Origin of the sequence: Polynucleobacter sp. IMCC 29146 (assembly GCF_021395195.1) — a bacterium.
Classification (GTDB): Bacteria; Pseudomonadota; Gammaproteobacteria; order Burkholderiales; family Burkholderiaceae; genus Polynucleobacter.
Map to the genome: position 1 here is coordinate 96,597 of NZ_JAJVCR010000004.1, position 15,880 is coordinate 112,476.

Sequence of the window (15,880 nt, forward strand, 5' to 3'; positions counted from 1 at the left end):
TCATGACATACCATGCGCCAGTGAAGGACATGTTGTTTGTGATGCAAGAATTGGCTGATTTGGCTAAGGTAGTGCAATATCCGCGGTACGCTGAAGCGGGTGCTGATGAAGAACTGGCCCCTGCTGTTTTAGAAGAGTCTGCGAAATTCAATGAGACTGTTATTGCACCGCTGAACTGGGCTGGCGACCAGAATCCCAGCACTTGGAATAACGGTGTGGTGAGCATGACTGCTGGCTTTAAAGAAGCCTTGCAGCAATATGCAGATGCTGGCTGGCAGGGTGTGATTCATCCCGCGCAGTATGGCGGCCAAGGCCTACCCAAATTAATTGCTACACCCTGCTTAGAGATGGTCAATGCAGCTAACCTCTCTTTTGCTTTATGTCCGCTCTTAACTGATGGTGCGATTGAAGCTCTGTTAATTGCCGCTAATGATGATTTAAAGGCGCAATATTTACCCGCGATGATTTCTGGTGCTTGGGCTGGCACAATGAACTTAACTGAGCCGCAAGCTGGCTCCGATCTTTCCTTGGTGCGCACCCGCGCTGAACCAGAAGCCGATGGTAGTTATCGGCTCTTCGGCACCAAAATTTATATCACCTATGGTGAACACGATATGACTGACAATATCGTGCATTTGGTATTGGCTCGAACTCCGCACGCGCCAGCGGGAATCAAAGGCATTTCTTTATTTGTGGTGCCAAAATTCCTGTTAGCAGCAGATGGTAGTTTAGGTGCGCGAAATGAAGTTGAGTGCATTTCAATAGAACATAAATTGGGGATTAAAGCGAGCCCCACTGCAGTTTTACAGTTTGGCGATCAGAGTGGTGCAATCGGCTATCTGGTGGGCGAAGAAAATCGTGGGCTGGAGTATATGTTTGTGATGATGAATGCCTCTCGCTTTGCAGTAGGCATTCAGGGCATAGCGGTGGCTGATCGAGCTTATCAAAAGGCCGTTGCTTATGCTAAAGATCGGGTGCAAGGGCGTGATTTAGATGGTTCAGAAAATTCTGTCAGCATTATTCATCAACCTGATGTGAAACGCATGTTGTTAACGATGCGGGCTTACACCGAAGCAGCGCGCGCATTAGCCTACATGGCTGCTGCTCAATACGATGCTGCACATGCTGCTGTAGATCTTAAGCAGCGAACCCATGGCCAAGGGCTGTATGAATTTTTAGTGCCTATTGTTAAAGGCTTCTCTACTGAAATGGCGATAGAGGTTGCGAGTCTTGGCGTGCAAGTGCACGGCGGAATGGGTTTTATTGAGGAGACTGGCGCCGCGCAGTTTTATCGTGATGCGCGTATTTTGACGATTTATGAAGGTACCACAGCTATTCAGGCCAATGATTTGATCGGTCGTAAAACGGTCCGCGATGGGGGCAAAGTAGCCTATGAACTCATTGCCAGTATTGTGGCTACAGAAGCGAACTTGAGGACCAGTAATAGCGTTGCTGCACTAGCAGTGTTAGCACAATTACAAATAGGTCGCTTGGCTTTTGAGCAAGTACTGAGCTATATCTTATTGCACGCCAAAACAGAAGTTAAAAATGTGTATGCTGGCAGTTACGCCTATTTAAAGCTATGCGGTCTAGTATTAGGCGCCTGGCAAATGGCGCGCGCACTACTAGCTGCAGAGCGTTTACGTGATCAAGATCCAACATTTTATGAGGCGAAAATAATCACCGCCCAATTTTTTGCTGAAAATTTACTGCCTCAGGCGAGTGCTTTAGCCACTAGTATTATTACTGGGGGCGCTATTACCAATGCTCTCGCTAGCGAACAATTTTAAATTGGGCGTGCACACTATTTTTTATTGCGAGAGTTTACGCGCTTCTGCCAATTGGGCAATAAAAAATTGCTCAAATGCAATCGCTAGAAAAGTCATCATTACTCCAGCCCCGAAGACCAACGAAAAAATCACGGTTAACACGGTTAGCCAGCCTGATTGAGTAGCTTGCTGCGGGTCAATTAAGGGATTGAATTGGGCATCCCAGCGTTGATCGGTACGTAAACCAAAGGCAATTGTCGTTAGCCAACTGGCCTCTAAAGAAATAAAGCCTAGCGTTAATAATATCCAGCCGAGTACGGAATTTAATTCGGCACCCTGCAAGATGGTCCAGCCGATGCAACCTAAAAGCAGGGCGAGTAACTGAGACCAAGCCCAAAATGAGGAAAGGCCGCGCAAATAAAAACAATTCATGCCTGTGCCAGGCAAAAGTAGGCCAAGGGCGCAAAAGAGCAGTTTTGATTTCCGTTTAATTTGGATAGTGGGCAAGTAGCGTTACTCTCTTAATTCTTTTTTGGGTTTATGGAGGCGGGTCGTTGTATAAAGCTGAGCACTTCACGGTCACGACCAATGAGGAGCAGTCGATCACCATCACGCACTAGATTACGATAATCATTGAGTTCATAAAGAAAATCATTTTCTAATTCATTTCTTGGGCCCGAACAAGACATACGGGTACTAGCCACGCGTTCAATGCTAATACCTCGTGCTTCCTCAACAATCTCACCAGTAAAGCGGTTGCAGCCAGTAAAACCACTGATGATGAGGCCTTGAGGAGCGAATTCAAATTGAATCGGCTGGCCCAGATCCCCTTGAGGAATTGGTCGCTGACGCACCTCTCCGGCAGTATTGGGGGGTAAATTCCAACGTATCAGTTCCCACTTAGTGCCGCGCAATTCCGCATAAGGCGGGCTTACTCTAGCGGCGCAAGGTGGGGTAAGGCTGCTGCAGGCGGTAAGAAGGCCTAGTAAGCAGCTGATGACGATGCCTTTAATAGGCGATAAGCAGATCGCCGATAGGGGCCTAGATGGCGTATAAGATGTTGTTTTTAAGGGGTTTTTCATATCTAGCTAATGATAGGTTAGGGAATTTGATGGCTCAAAGCACGGTTTTCATCTAGAATATGGGGTTCTCTGCTTTGGCATGAGTCATCAATAACCCGTTTTCATTTTAGATTTTAAGGAATAAGTATGGTCGTCATTCGACTGGCACGTGGAGGTTCTAAGAACCGCCCCTTTTATAGCATTGTTGCAACCGATAAACGCAATCGTCGTGACTCGAACTTCATTGAGCGTCTGGGTTATTTCAACCCGAATGCTGTTGAATCCGAGCAGGCCATGCGTATTGCGCAAGAACGCATGACTTACTGGACTACCGTCGGTGCTCAAATTTCGCCGACTGTAAAACGCTTGATCAAAGATCATCCTGCTGCTGTAGTTTAAGCTGAGGTGGCTGATTCACTGCCAGACGATTTAGTTGAGTTAGGCCAAATTCAAGATGCACAAGCCTTGCAGGGCGGAATTAAAGTTCGCCCTTTTTCCCCAGATCCTGTTGCCCTATTAGCAATTAAGTCGGTTTGGTTGTCATTGCGCCCCCATTTGGCGAAAGATGCCGCTGGTGAAAAGTCTCCTAGTTCAGTTTTCTCCCCCCAAAAATATGCTGTTAAGCAGGCGAAGAGCCATAGTGGCTTAGTCGTGCTCCACCTAGAGGGGGTAACTGATCGTGATGCAGCCTTAGCTTTAAAGGGCGGTCGTATTTTAGCGAGACGAAGCGATTTTCCAAAGCCTGAGAATGACGCGTATTACTGGGTTGATTTGATCGCCTGTAAAGTAATTAATCTCCAGGGGGAAGATTTGGGCGAGGTAATCGAGATTACGGATAACGCAGCCCACCCGATCTTGTCAGTCGGACCAAAACCTATCCTGATTCCCTTTGTACCCGAAATCATTAAAAAAGTGGATTTATCTTCCCGTACCATTGAGCTTGATTGGCAAGCCGACTGGTAAGAAAGGGGCTTCAATGCGCTTTGATGTCGTTACCATCTTTCCCGAAATGTTCTCCGCTTTGACCAAGTGGGGTGTAACAGGGCGTGCATGTGAGCACCAGCTAACTAGCGTAAGTCTTTGGAATCCAAGGGATTTTTCTACTGATGCCCGTAAAACAGTCGATGATAGGGCTTATGGCGGTGGTCCTGGCATGGTGATGATGGCCAAGCCGCTTGAAGATGCGGTCGAGGCAATTCAGGCGCAACATCAACAGCTAGGCATTCGTTCAGGCCCAGTCTGCCTTTTAGCCCCGCAAGGAAAAGCATTTTCGCAACAGATAGCAGCAGATATCCTCAATTACGGTAATTTAACCCTAATTTGCGGTAGGTACGAGGCAGTTGACCAGCGTTTTATTGAGCGCAAGGTCGATTTACAGCTTTCTTTGGGGGATTTTGTGCTTTCTGGGGGTGAATTACCTGCCATGGCGATGATGGATGCGGTGATTCGCTTAATTCCTGGGGCACTTGGGGATCAAGAGTCAGCAGCCCAAGATAGCTTTATAAATGGCCTTTTGGACTATCCGCACTACACCCGACCAGAAATAGTTGGTAATTTATCTGTGCCGGACGTGCTTTTAGGCGGACATCACGCTAAAATAATGGGTTGGCGTCGGCAGCAGTCTTTGGCGCTGACAAAAAGGTTACGACCAGATCTCATTGAGTCTGCTCGTGCAAAAGGGTTATTAAGTCAAGAGGATGAGCAGTTTCTGCATTCTCTAGCTTAATAAAAATGGTTTAATTGCATCCTCTATCTGGTCCGCTCTCAGGTATTTATTACTAAGAGGTAAACGGGATTAAACGCAGACATGATGTTTAAGGAGTTGTAATGAATTTGATTGAAAAAATTGAGCAAGAAGAAATTGCTCGTCTCAGTGCTAATAAAAAAATGCCGAGCTTTGCGCCTGGCGATACCATTGTGGTTAGTGTCAATGTGGTTGAGGGCACGCGTAAGCGAACACAGGCTTTTGAAGGCGTCGTGATTGCAAAACGCAACCGTGGCCTGAATTCCAGCTTTATTGTGCGAAAAATTTCCTCTGGAGAAGGGGTCGAGCGAACCTTTCAGTTATATTCACCCCTAATTGCTAATATTGAGGTGAAGCGTCGCGGCGATGTTCGTCGTGCCAAGCTCTATTACTTGCGCGATCGCTCAGGCAAATCTGCGCGTATTAAAGAAAAGTTGCAAGCCCGCGTTAAAGCGGTGGTTGCTGAAGTTGTTGAAGCGCCTGCCACTGAATAAGGGCATTTTTCAGCGGCAAAACTAAGGCGACTACAGTCGCCTTTTTTATTACCCTAAAATAGTCCAATGATGTCTAAACTTTCGCCGTCCGCTACCTCGATTGCCGTACCACTTGGGTTTAATCCGCAGGCGGTTCCGATTCAGTCTAATTGTGCTGGCGAGCCATCAATTGCAAGTAGTAGGCTACTACCCGATCAATTGCGCCAGCGTTTTATTGCGCCACCAATATGGACGCCGGAAATTACCGATGAAAATCGCCATGTGATGGCCAGCGATATTATTGCGCAGCGCCAAGCACAAGGCCTTTCGACTCAAGCTGCAGTGCTGATTCCGCTGGTCTTACGAGCAGCTGGTATAGCTGTTTTATTGACGCAAAGAACCGATCATCTTCACGACCATGCGGGGCAAATTAGCTTTCCTGGGGGGCGCATGGAGTCAAGCGATAGTAGCGCTGCGGTGACCGCCTTACGTGAGAGTTATGAGGAGGTTGGGCTAGCAGCTGATCAGGTTGAGTTACTAGGTCAATTGCCTGAATATTTAACGGTCTCGGGGTATCGCGTTACTCCCATCGTAGGTTTAGTGCATCCACAGACCAATTATGTTTTAGATGAATTCGAAGTGGCTGACGCGTTTGAGGTGCCTTTAACATTCTTAATGAATCCGGCCCATCACCAAGTGCGCGTGGCAACTAGCGAGCAGGGCAGTCGTCGGTTTTACGCGATGCCCTTCGAAAATCGTTTTATTTGGGGTGCTACAGCAGGTATGCTGCGCAACCTTTATCATTTACTTAAAGTATGATTTTCTTCTCCATTCTCTTTGCCCTCATTGCTGAACAATATCGGCCAGTCAATGCACAGCATTGGGTTCGTCGTTGGAGTGTTGCTTGGCTAGATTGGGTTGCCAAAGAATTTAGCGGCAAAGCTGGGCAGGGTGCCACTCCAGTTGGGGCTCGCCTCGCCTGTTTGATTGCTTTTATTTTGCCAACCTTTTTAGTTTTTATTATTCACATTGCTTGCATGATGACGTATCCAATTTTGGCTTTCTTCTGGAATGTCTTAATTGTGTATTGGTTCTTTGGTTTTCGTCAATTTAGTCATTCTTTTACAGCGGTGCATCAGGCCATTCAAAACCATGATCTGCCAGCAGCGCGCCTTGCATTGGGTGAGTGGTATGGACCCGATTTAGAGCTTGCACATTTAAATGAAATTGAGATTATTTCTTTGGCTTTAGAAAAAGCCATTATTGGCTCGCATCGTCATGTATTTGGCGTATTTTTTTGGTTTCTGATGCCCCTAGGGCCTGGCGGCGTTGTTTTATACCGTTTGGCCGATATGGCCGCCGAGCGTTGGGGTAAGCATGTGCCCAATTCACATAATTTAGAAGCGGCTGCCCGTCATTTCTTTTATGTGCTCGATTGGGTGCCGGCACGTTTAACGGCGATGAGTTTTGCTTTGGCTGGAAATTTTGAAGACACCATCTATGCTTGGCGCTATCTCACGCATAAGTGGGCTGATGAATTATCAGCAGTGATTTTAGCGGCCGGTAGTGGCGCTCTGGGTGTTCGCTTAGGTGAGCCTTTACGTGAGCCTGATAGTGAAGAAGCTTTACGCATGGCTGAGGTGGGTGACGCGCCAATTTATGATGTAGGGCTTGAGCCTAGTGAAAGAACATTGCGTTCGGCAATTGGTTTAGTCTGGCGCGTGATTATTGCTCTGATGATTTTGTTGGCAATGTTGACTATCGCTGTTTGGCTGTAGTAATACCCATCATTTGGGTATCAGCGGTTTGCGAGTCTGAGCGTAGTTGACGAAATAAAGCCAAACGCTCTGGTGCAATTATGTGCTTAGCAACCGCTTCACGAATCACACAGCCAGGCTCTGTTTCATGGGCGCAATTATGAAAACGACAGTGCCCCAGATAGTCTTTGAACTCGCGAAATGCATGTTGTAACTCACTCACTGAGAGATGAGCAAGACCAAATTCTTGAAAACCGGGTGAGTCGATAAGGGCGCCTAATTTACCATCTGCTATGCCCCATTCACTGGGTAAATTAAAATAGCGACAGGCAGTAGTTGTATGTTTGCCGGTATCAAGGCGCACAGAATACTCTTGGGTGACGGCCGCGGCATTGGGTACCCAAGCATTCAGTAAACTTGATTTACCCATACCCGATTGGCCAACCAGTACAGAAACTTTACCCTGCAGCGCGCCATGAAGACGCTCGAGTGAGGCGGTATCAAATTTTGCGGAGACTTCACTCACTGGATAGCCCATGCGTGCATAGGGCTCAATCAATTTTCGCGCAGTTTCAATTGAGTCGCTTAAGTCACATTTATTAAGCAAGATATGTAAACCAATTTGATTGGCCTCTGCTGCCACAACTGCACGCCCTAGCAGGTCTGGAGAAAAAGCGGGTTGAGTTGCCAAGACCACGAGGATTTGATCCACATTAGCAGCGATTAATTTACTTTTAAATGCATCGGAGCGATAAAGCAAATTACGGCGGGGCTCAATTTCAACTAAGCGCGCTTGTCTATCAGAACTTCTTTCTAATTGCAAAATATCACCCACTGCACCCAAATGGCGTTTGCCTGGCGTGGTCACTTCGATCAGTGGCCCGCCATGGGATTGATGCTTAGATACATCGGTACGCAGAGTTTGGGCTAAATAATGCCTGCCATACGAAGCTATTAGTAGGGCGCGACTAAGCGACATGGAACGCGAGCCATTGGGGTTAAGAGTGCATCAGCGGCTTTGCTTTAAATTCGCAATGCGCAGCGGTGCAGGGGGATGTGAGCTATAGAATGCGGTGTAGAGCGGATCGGGAGTTAAGGTTGACGCATTGTCTTGATAGAGCTTCACTAATGCTGAAATTAAATCGCTCGCAGACGATTTTTCAGCCGCAAAGTTATCGGCCTCATATTCATGTTTACGAGAAGCAAGGCTATTAAGGGGGGTAAGGAAAAAACCAAATACGGGTGACACCAACATAAATAAGGCCAATGCTAAACCGCCGTTATAGCCAGACAGACTCGGTGTGACACCCAGATCAAAATAGAACCAGGGTTGCCCACTAAGCCAGCCTAAGAGTGCTAATACCACTAAGCTGAGGGCAAATGACACCAATAAACGTTTGCGGATATGTTTACGTTTGAAGTGGCCTAACTCATGCGCTAAAACTGCCTCGACTTCGCCCGGGTTTAGTTTTTCAATCAGCGTATCGAAAAAAACAATTCGCTTCGCCTTGCCAATTCCCGTGAAATAAGCATTACCGTGGGCACTGCGGGTACTGCCATCCATCACAAAGAGGCCTTGACTAGCAAAGTCACAGCGCTTTAAAAGTTGTTCAATTTGAATTTTGAGGGGACCATCTTCAAGGGCTTTAAATTTGTTAAACAGTGGTGCAATAAAGGTTGGAAATAGCCACAGTAATAGGCCATTGAATGCAGTCCAGACAAACCAAGTCCACAGCCACCAGAGCGGCCCTGCCTCAGCCATTAAGCTTAGGATTACCCACAGCAGTGGTAGGCCCAAAGCAGCACCTAAGACCACGCCCTTTAATAAATCGAGGCAAAACAGTTTTAGGGTCATGCGATTAAAGCCAAAGGCCTCTTCAAGCTTGAATTGCTTGTACCAACTAAAGGGTAAATCGAGCACCCCAGTAATGATGAAGATGCTGCACAGTAAAGCGATTTGTTGCGAAATGCCATTCCCAAGCCATTGCGTGAGTTGTTGATTTAAGTATTCAAGACCCCCCAAGAGCGTGAAGGAGATTAAGACGATGGCACTCAGAATGTTTTCAATAGTGCCTAAGCGTAATTTGGCGATGGTGTAGTCGGCAGCTTTTTGATGTTCTACCAAAGAGATCCTTGTCGCAAATTCGGCCGGGACGACATCACGATGTTGGGCGACATACCTTATTTGCCGCTGGGCAAGCCAGTAGCGTATGCCAAAGCTAAGAAAAAAGGCGCTCAAGAAGATAATTGTGAAGGTCATGAGATGATTATAGTTATGAGTGAAAAAACTGCCCTAAGTACTGCTAGTGAGTCATTAATTTGGATTGATATGGAAATGTCAGGACTTAAACCTGATAGTGATCGAATTCTGGAAATTGCCTTGGTCATTACCGATGCAAACTTGAACTTACTGGCTACCGCACCCGTTTTCGTAGTGCATCAAAGCGATGCAGTTTTAGACGGCATGGACTCTTGGAACACTGGCACCCACAGTAAATCTGGGCTAATCGATAAAGTCAAGGCCTCAGTGCTTGACGAAGCCATGGTTGAGCAGGCCGCCATCGATTTTCTTAAGCAATATCTGAAAGCGGGCGTTTCTCCTATGTGCGGCAATTCAATTTGTCAAGACCGCCGTTTTATGGCGCGTTATATGCCAAAGCTCGAAGCGTTTTTTCATTATCGCAATGTGGATGTATCAACCATTAAAGAATTGGCGAAACGCTGGCAACCCAATTTAATGAAAGGCTTTGCGAAGCAGCAAGCCCATACTGCTTTAGCGGATATTTTAGAATCGATTGAAGAGTTGAAGTATTACCGCGAAAAATTCTTTATTACCCCCAATTAGCGAATTAGCGCAAAAGCAGGGTCGCTTGACGGCAATCGCTATTTTTTCAATGCACTTTTTGGTCGAAAAGCTTTCACCACTGCTTCATTCGTTTCCATATAAGGCCCGCCAATGAGGTCTATGCAATAAGGTACTGCGGCAAAAATACCTGGAACCAGTACTTTGCCATCAGCGTCTTTAAGGCCTTCTAGCGTTTCTTGAATGGACTTCGGTTGCCCAGGTAAATTAATAATTAAAGCAGCATGGTCAACAATTTCACGCAAGACTGCAAGCTGCCGTGAAAGAATAGCGGTGGGTACAAAATGCAAGCTAATCTGCCGCATTTGTTCACCAAATCCAGGCATGATTTTTGTCCCCGCCTCTAAAGTCGCCTCGGGGGTAATATCGCGCCGAGAGGGGCCAGTGCCGCCAGTGGTGAGAACTAAATCGCAGGCATACTCATCGACCAGCTCAATTAAGGTGACGGTAATGAGTTCTTGGGTATCAGGGATGAGGCGCTCGACAAAAACATGGGGAGAGACTAGGGCCTGATCAAGCCAAGCGCGCAAGGCAGGAATGCCTTGATCGGTATATACCCCTTGACTGGCTCGGTCGGAAACCGAGACTAAACCAATCTTCAGTTCATTGGGGGTACTGCGGTGCCAAGCTTCGGTATGCTTCATATCGCTATTCTAGCTATTATTAGGGTATGTTTACCTATACCACTGAGCAATTTCAATTAATTGTGCAATTTATGCTGGCAGAAGCCAGTCGTTTAGGGGCGAGCGATGCCGCTGCAGAGATTTCTGAGGGCCATGGGCTAGCTGTAACCACCCGCAAGGGAGAAATTGAGACCATAGAGCAAAGCCTCGATAAACAAGTGGGGGTAAGTCTTTATTTGGGGCAGCGACGCGGTAATGCAAGTACTAGCGACTTTTCACCGACCTCGCTACGGGCTACCGTCGAAGCCGCCTTTCATATAGCTCAACATACTGCCGAGGATGATTGTGCAGGTCTCCCAGAGTATGATTTGCTTGAAAAAAATCCCCTGAATCTCGATTTATTTCATCCTTGGGATATTGAAGCCATAGACGCTATTGAAATAGCACGCTCTGCCGAGGCGGCTGCATTTGCAGTGAGCCCCCAAATTCAAAATAGTGATGGCGCTTCTGTCTCAACGCATCAAGGTCATTTTATTTTGGCTAGTAGCCAAGGGTTTTTAGGCGGCTATGCCTATTCACGCCACTTTATTTCATGTGCACCCATCGCGAGTACAACGGGCAAAAGACCGTCTATGCAGCGTGACGATTGGTATTCCAGCTCACGTATTCCAACTCAATTAGCTCCGCCCGCCGAAATTGGGCGCTATGCAGCTCAGCGTGCCTTGGCTCGCCTCAAAGCACGGTCAATTCGCACGCAGCGTTGCCCCGTTATTTTTGAGGCGCCAGTGGCCGCTGGTTTATTAGGCTCTTTTGTGCAGGCTGTTTCTGGGGGCGCTTTATATCGGCGCTCGAGTTTTTTATTAGATAGTTTGGGTAAAGCTGTTTTGGCAAGTCACCTTAGCTTATATGAAGATCCACATATTCCTGGTATTAGCGGTAGTGCACCATTCGATGAAGAGGGTGTTAAAACACAGGCTCGCACGGTAGTTGCAAACGGTGTTCTGCAAGCTTATTTTTTATCGACTTACACCGCACGAAAATTAGGCCTTCAAAGTACTGGCAATGCAGGTGGCTCACATCATCTTCGCTTGGCGAGTAACAATACCGTATCGGGCGGTTTACCCGCACTACTGAAGGCGATGGGTACCGGCCTACTCGTGACCGAATTAATGGGTCAAGGGGTCAATTATGTCACTGGCGATTACTCGCGCGGAGCCTTTGGTTACTGGGTCGAGCAGGGAGAAATTCAATATCCAGTTGAAGAAATTACGATTGCGGGTAATTTACGCGAAATGTTGCTTGATATTCAAATGGTGGGCAGTGATGTTTTAGTGCGAGGCTCGAAGGAGTCGGGCTCACTCCTCATTGGCTCAATGACTATTGGTGGTAAATAAGCCAGTGCGTTTATTTGCGCAACTATTTTTTGCGCTCTAGCGTTAAAAAACGGAAATGAATTTCCCCTTCTTGACCTTCGACACATTCGATTTCCTGCCAATTTTGTGGGTCAGGAACTGCAAAAAAAGTATCTCCAGTAATATCTAGATCAATTTCGGTAAGATAAAGTTGGTCGGCTTTTGCAAAAGCCTGGGTAAATAATTGTTGGCCACCAATAATGAATACCCGCGGAACGTCAGCAAGCTGCTTCAGGGCATCGTCTAGCGAATGCATCACTTCCGCCCCAGCTAATTGCAAGTCGGTATTACGACTGATAACCAAGTTCCGCCGTCCTGGTAATGGCCGGCCAATAGAATCCCAAGTCTTTCGCCCCATAATAATGGGATGCCCCATAGTGACGCGTTTAAAGAATTGCAAGTCAGCAGAAATCTTCCAGGGTATTTGATTGTCTTTGCCAATGACGTGGTTACGGGTGCGAGCAACGATAAAAGCAATGGCTGGATTAGTCATATTCGATTGGTTTAGATGGCGACAGGAGCCTTGATATGGGAATGAGACTGATAGTTCAGTACTTCAAAATCGTCAAACTCATAGTCAAATAAGGAAGCGGGCTTACGGCGAAATTGCAATGTAGGCAGAGGAAAGGGTTCACGCGCTAATTGCATTTCTACTTGGGCTAAATGATTGTTATACAGATGGCAATCGCCACCGGTCCAAATAAAGTCTCCCACTTTTAAATTAGCTTGCTGAGCAACCATATGGGTAAGGACTGCATAACTGGCTATATTAAAAGGTACGCCAAGGAAAATATCAGCGCTACGCTGATAGAGTTGACACGATAGCTTATTGTTCGCGACATAAAATTGAAAGAAGGCATGACAGGGGGCGAGTGCCATGCGAGGAATGTCTGCTACATTCCACGCCGACACAATCATTCGGCGTGAGTCGGGGTTCGATTGTAGGGTTGCCATGAGCTCTTGAATTTGATCAATATGTTGGCCATTTGGCGCTGGCCATGAGCGCCACTGATAGCCATAAATAGGGCCGAGTTCGCCATCGGGTGCAGCCCACTCATCCCAAATAGAAACGCCACGGTCTTTCAGCCACTGATTATTTGTACTTCCATTCAGAAACCACAGTAATTCATACACAATCGATTTGAGGTGGAGTTTTTTGGTAGTGACCATGGGAAAACCCGCAGCCAAATCGAAACGCATTTGATAGCCAAAAATCGATTTGGTCCCAGTACCAGTGCGATCAGCCTTATCAACGCCTTGTACCAATACTGCTTTCATTAAGTCATGGTATTGGCGCATTAGCAGCTGTCTTTAAGCAATTAATCAAAAATAGGCGATTCAACACCAAGGACTTTATGTAACTTAGTTGAGGTGGTGGTGTATTGCAGGTGCACCTTTTTATCAGGATAAATATATTGCACACACCCGAATGCCGCCAAGGCGGCTTCATGAAAACCTGACAAGATCAGTTTTTTCTTGCCTGGATAGATATTAATGTCACCCACCGCAAAGATGCCGGGAACGGTTGTTTCAAAGCGCTCGGTATCGACGGTAAGTTGCTTGCGATCAATACCTAAGCCCCAATTAGCAATGGGGCCCAATTTGGGTGAAAGGCCAAAGAAAACTAGTAAGACATCGAGTGGCATCCGCCGCGTAACCCCATCACTACCAGTGACTTTAATTTCCCTTAGGTGGCCATCGCGTTCTTCGAAGCCGGTAATTTGTCCAACCTCAAATTGCATTTCATATTTGGCACATAACTCCTTCATTTTTGCTACTGAGCTAGGCGCAGCTTTAAAACCATCGCGACGATGAATTAAGATGACACTTTCCGCTTTACCAACAAAATTGAGTGCCCAATCGAGAGCGGAATCGCCGCCGCCACAAATGACGATATTTTTGCCAGCAAATTGGGTTGGATCTTTGACGCGATAAAACAGTTGTTTATTTTCGAACGCTTCAATGCCATCAATTTTAATGGTGCGCGCTTGAAATGAGCCCACACCAGCGGCAATAAAAATTGTTTTCGTGATGAGATGAGTGCCTAAAGTAGTGCGCAGATCGAAGCGGCCATCGCTGCGTTTTTCTACCTCAGTCACTTCTTGCCCCAAATGAAAATGGGCGCCAAAAGGCTCAATTTGTTTCATTAAATTATCGGTGAGCTCTTGCCCGGTACACATGGGTACAGCGGGGATATCGTAAATAGGCTTATCAGGATATAACTCCACGCATTGGCCACCAACGACCGGCAAAGAGTCGATTACATGGGCTTTAATTTCTAAAAGGCCAAGCTCAAAGACTTGAAAAAGTCCAACGGGTCCGGCGCCAATAATGACGGCATCGGCTTCAATAGGGGGGAGTGACACAAATAGTCCTAAAAAGTGCAGCTCACAGTTTACTTAACTAATTCGTTAAGTTTATCTTTAACGTCTTGCCATTCATCGGCATCAGCTAACGGCGCTTTTGATTTGGTAATTGAAGGCCAGAGGCGAGACAGTTCAACGTTGAGTTGAATAAACGCTTGTTGATCTCCAGGTACGTCATCCTCTGCATAAATGGCATTCACAGGGCACTCGGGAACGCAGACCGCGCAATCGATGCACTCATCAGGATCGATTGAGAGAAAATTAGGGCCTTCGCGGAAACAGTCTACGGGGCAAACATCAACGCAATCGGTATATTTGCAACGGATACAGGATTCAGTAACAACGTAAGTCATGATTTTAGGTCGATAAATAAAAGCCCATAAAAGGCGGATACTTGATTTTAGCCGAAATGAAGCTAAAAGCGCCAAGCACCCCAATTTCCAGCTTGTTGTAAAGTTTAGGGATGAATACAAGCCACAAACCCAAAATCTTAGTTGCTAGGTCAATTTTCCCCGATGCTTTGGCTGCTTTACATGAGTCTTTTGAAGTCATCGATAATCAGGCCGATCGTGTGTTCACGCCAGCCGAACTGCAAAAATACTTAAGCGAAGTCGATGCGGCCCTGGTAGCCGGCAGCGAACGGATCGATGCGAACGCATTGGCCCAGGCAAAAAAACTAAAAATTGTTGCCAATATTTCGGTTGGCTATAACAATTTTGATGTACCCGCCATTACTGCCGCAGGTGTGATGGCGACAAATACACCTGATGTTTTGACGAATACCACCGCTGATTTTGGGTTTGCGCTATTGATGGCTACGGCGCGGCGCGTTACTGAATCTGAACATTGGATTCGTAATGGTCAATGGGACCAATGGTCGATTACCAACAACCCTTTAGGTATGGATATTCATGGCAGTACTTTGGGCATTATTGGTATGGGCCGGATCGGTCAAGGGATTGCAAAACGGGCTTTAGGTTTCGGCATGAAAGTGATTTATAACAATCGTCGGCGCTTACCCGAGGCCGATGAAATGGCCTGTGGAGCCACGTATGTTGATAAAGAGAGCTTGCTCCGTCAAGCTGATCATGTCATTTTAGTTTTGCCTTATTCCGCTGACAATCATCACACCATAGGCGCAAAAGAAATTGCGCTGATGAAGCCTACCGCGACATTAGTAAATATTGCGCGGGGCGGGATCGTAGATGATGTAGCTCTGGCACAAGCCTTACGAGAAAAGAAAATTTTTGCCGCTGGCCTCGATGTGTTTGAAGGTGAGCCCGTTGTGCACCCTGATTTATTAAAACTCAGTAATGTGGTGTTGGCGCCGCATATTGCTAGTGGTACAGAAAAAACGCGGCGCGCAATGGTTGATTTAGCGATTCAAAATGTGCGCGCTGCTTTGGCAGGTGATAGGCCGCCCAGCTTGATTAATCCTGAAGTACTGAAGTAATTATTTTTATTGATTGGCCAAAAGAATTCACAGCGAGCGTATTTTCTGCATTAATAATCAGTCATTGGTTTCTTCGGGCACCTCTTTCAAGGCTAACTCGATACCGCCGAAATTATTGGCAACCCAGTTATAAACCTTGCAGGCTACCCAAAGCAAGCCAAAGCCAAGAACAGCATTAAGAATAAGAGCAGACAGCACTGTAAATCCCGGTATTGCGCCATCACGAATAAAGGCAACAAAGAGGGCTAAAAGCACGATTGGAACTGAAAAGCATAAGTAAACCAAAACTAAGGTTTTGGCGGTATGCATAGGATCAAGGAAGGTTATTTCTTTTTTAGTTAATTTCATCATGCCGTAAT

20 protein-coding genes are annotated in these 15,880 nt (G+C 46.6%); 10 read left to right on the top strand and 10 right to left on the bottom strand.

Translation table 11 applies throughout. The features are described 5' to 3' along the window. Positions 1–2: 2 nt before the first annotated feature. On the top strand, positions 3–1,790 hold the full coding sequence (locus LZT22_RS06125) for an acyl-CoA dehydrogenase (protein WP_233924187.1): 1,788 nt from the start codon (positions 3–5) through the stop codon (positions 1,788–1,790). A 21-nt stretch (positions 1,791–1,811) separates the two neighbouring features. On the opposite strand, the gene LZT22_RS06130 is transcribed toward LZT22_RS06125, so the two are convergent. Further along, positions 1,812–2,276: a hypothetical protein gene (locus tag LZT22_RS06130; protein WP_233924188.1), complete on the bottom strand. Its 465-nt coding sequence runs from the start codon at positions 2,274–2,276 to the stop codon at positions 1,812–1,814. 14 nt (positions 2,277–2,290) lie between these two features. Then, positions 2,291–2,851, bottom strand: a complete 561-nt coding sequence (locus tag LZT22_RS06135; RefSeq protein WP_233924189.1) for an META domain-containing protein — start codon at positions 2,849–2,851, stop codon at positions 2,291–2,293. A 126-nt stretch (positions 2,852–2,977) separates the two neighbouring features. Between LZT22_RS06135 and rpsP the strand changes: the two genes are divergently transcribed. From rpsP to LZT22_RS06165, 6 genes are all read left to right on the top strand, one after another. Continuing rightward, the gene (gene rpsP / locus LZT22_RS06140) at positions 2,978–3,229 is read left to right on the top strand and encodes a 30S ribosomal protein S16 (RefSeq protein ID WP_233924190.1); all 252 of its coding nucleotides are present in this window, start codon (positions 2,978–2,980) and stop codon (positions 3,227–3,229) included. A 6-nt stretch (positions 3,230–3,235) separates the two neighbouring features. Further along, positions 3,236–3,793, top strand: a complete 558-nt coding sequence (rimM, locus tag LZT22_RS06145; RefSeq protein ID WP_233924191.1) for a ribosome maturation factor RimM — start codon at positions 3,236–3,238, stop codon at positions 3,791–3,793. A gap of 13 nt (positions 3,794–3,806) precedes the next feature. After that, a complete protein-coding gene (gene trmD, locus LZT22_RS06150) occupies positions 3,807–4,556 on the top strand; it encodes a tRNA (guanosine(37)-N1)-methyltransferase TrmD (protein ID WP_233924192.1) in 750 nt (249 codons plus the stop codon). A gap of 101 nt (positions 4,557–4,657) precedes the next feature. Beyond that, a complete protein-coding gene (rplS, locus tag LZT22_RS06155) occupies positions 4,658–5,068 on the top strand; it encodes a 50S ribosomal protein L19 (protein ID WP_233924193.1) in 411 nt (136 codons plus the stop codon). Between the two features lie 66 nt (positions 5,069–5,134). Continuing rightward, entirely contained in the window at positions 5,135–5,866 is a 732-nt protein-coding gene (locus LZT22_RS06160) for a CoA pyrophosphatase (protein ID WP_233924194.1), read from the top strand. Next, on the top strand, positions 5,863–6,825 hold the full coding sequence (locus LZT22_RS06165) for a CobD/CbiB family protein (protein WP_233924195.1): 963 nt from the start codon (positions 5,863–5,865) through the stop codon (positions 6,823–6,825). The genes LZT22_RS06160 and LZT22_RS06165 overlap by 4 nt, the downstream gene beginning before the upstream one ends. Here the strand turns inward: LZT22_RS06165 and rsgA are convergent. Together rsgA and LZT22_RS06175 are read right to left on the bottom strand one after the other, a co-directional pair. Beyond that, positions 6,806–7,783 (bottom strand): ribosome small subunit-dependent GTPase A, encoded by a 978-nt coding sequence (gene rsgA, locus LZT22_RS06170; protein ID WP_233924196.1) that lies wholly within the window; start codon positions 7,781–7,783, stop codon positions 6,806–6,808. The genes LZT22_RS06165 and rsgA overlap by 20 nt on opposite strands. Positions 7,784–7,813: 30 nt before the next feature. Continuing rightward, positions 7,814–9,064, bottom strand: a complete 1,251-nt coding sequence (locus LZT22_RS06175; RefSeq protein ID WP_233924197.1) for a M48 family metallopeptidase — start codon at positions 9,062–9,064, stop codon at positions 7,814–7,816. Between the two features lie 15 nt (positions 9,065–9,079). On the opposite strand from LZT22_RS06175, the gene orn reads away from it, so the two are divergent. Then, complete coding sequence (gene orn / locus LZT22_RS06180) at positions 9,080–9,649, top strand: oligoribonuclease (protein ID WP_233924198.1); 570 nt, start codon at positions 9,080–9,082, stop codon at positions 9,647–9,649. Between the two features lie 38 nt (positions 9,650–9,687). On the opposite strand, the gene mog is transcribed toward orn, so the two are convergent. Further along, entirely contained in the window at positions 9,688–10,311 is a 624-nt protein-coding gene (mog, locus tag LZT22_RS06185) for a molybdopterin adenylyltransferase (protein WP_233924199.1), read from the bottom strand. A gap of 26 nt (positions 10,312–10,337) precedes the next feature. Here mog and pmbA point away from each other — a divergent pair, with 26 nt between their 5' ends. After that, a complete protein-coding gene (pmbA, locus tag LZT22_RS06190) occupies positions 10,338–11,684 on the top strand; it encodes a metalloprotease PmbA (protein WP_370634812.1) in 1,347 nt (448 codons plus the stop codon). A gap of 22 nt (positions 11,685–11,706) precedes the next feature. Here pmbA and LZT22_RS06195 read toward each other — a convergent pair whose 3' ends face one another. The 4 genes from LZT22_RS06195 to fdxA are packed head-to-tail and all read right to left on the bottom strand — an operon-like array spanning position 11,707 to position 14,421. Then, entirely contained in the window at positions 11,707–12,195 is a 489-nt protein-coding gene (locus LZT22_RS06195; protein ID WP_233924200.1) for a dihydrofolate reductase, read from the bottom strand. Positions 12,196–12,206: 11 nt separating this feature from the next. Next, positions 12,207–13,001, bottom strand: a complete 795-nt coding sequence (locus LZT22_RS06200; RefSeq protein WP_233924201.1) for a thymidylate synthase — start codon at positions 12,999–13,001, stop codon at positions 12,207–12,209. Positions 13,002–13,021: 20 nt separating this feature from the next. Beyond that, positions 13,022–14,068, bottom strand: a complete 1,047-nt coding sequence (locus LZT22_RS06205) for an NAD(P)/FAD-dependent oxidoreductase (RefSeq protein WP_233924202.1) — start codon at positions 14,066–14,068, stop codon at positions 13,022–13,024. A gap of 29 nt (positions 14,069–14,097) precedes the next feature. Further along, positions 14,098–14,421: a ferredoxin FdxA gene (fdxA, locus tag LZT22_RS06210; protein ID WP_233924203.1), complete on the bottom strand. Its 324-nt coding sequence runs from the start codon at positions 14,419–14,421 to the stop codon at positions 14,098–14,100. Between the two features lie 110 nt (positions 14,422–14,531). Here fdxA and LZT22_RS06215 point away from each other — a divergent pair, with 110 nt between their 5' ends. After that, positions 14,532–15,521, top strand: coding sequence for a D-glycerate dehydrogenase (locus LZT22_RS06215; RefSeq protein ID WP_233924204.1), 990 nt, complete (start codon positions 14,532–14,534; stop codon positions 15,519–15,521). A gap of 57 nt (positions 15,522–15,578) precedes the next feature. On the opposite strand, the gene LZT22_RS06220 is transcribed toward LZT22_RS06215, so the two are convergent. Further along, complete coding sequence (locus tag LZT22_RS06220; RefSeq protein WP_233924376.1) at positions 15,579–15,869, bottom strand: hypothetical protein; 291 nt, start codon at positions 15,867–15,869, stop codon at positions 15,579–15,581. Positions 15,870–15,880: the final 11 nt, after the last annotated feature.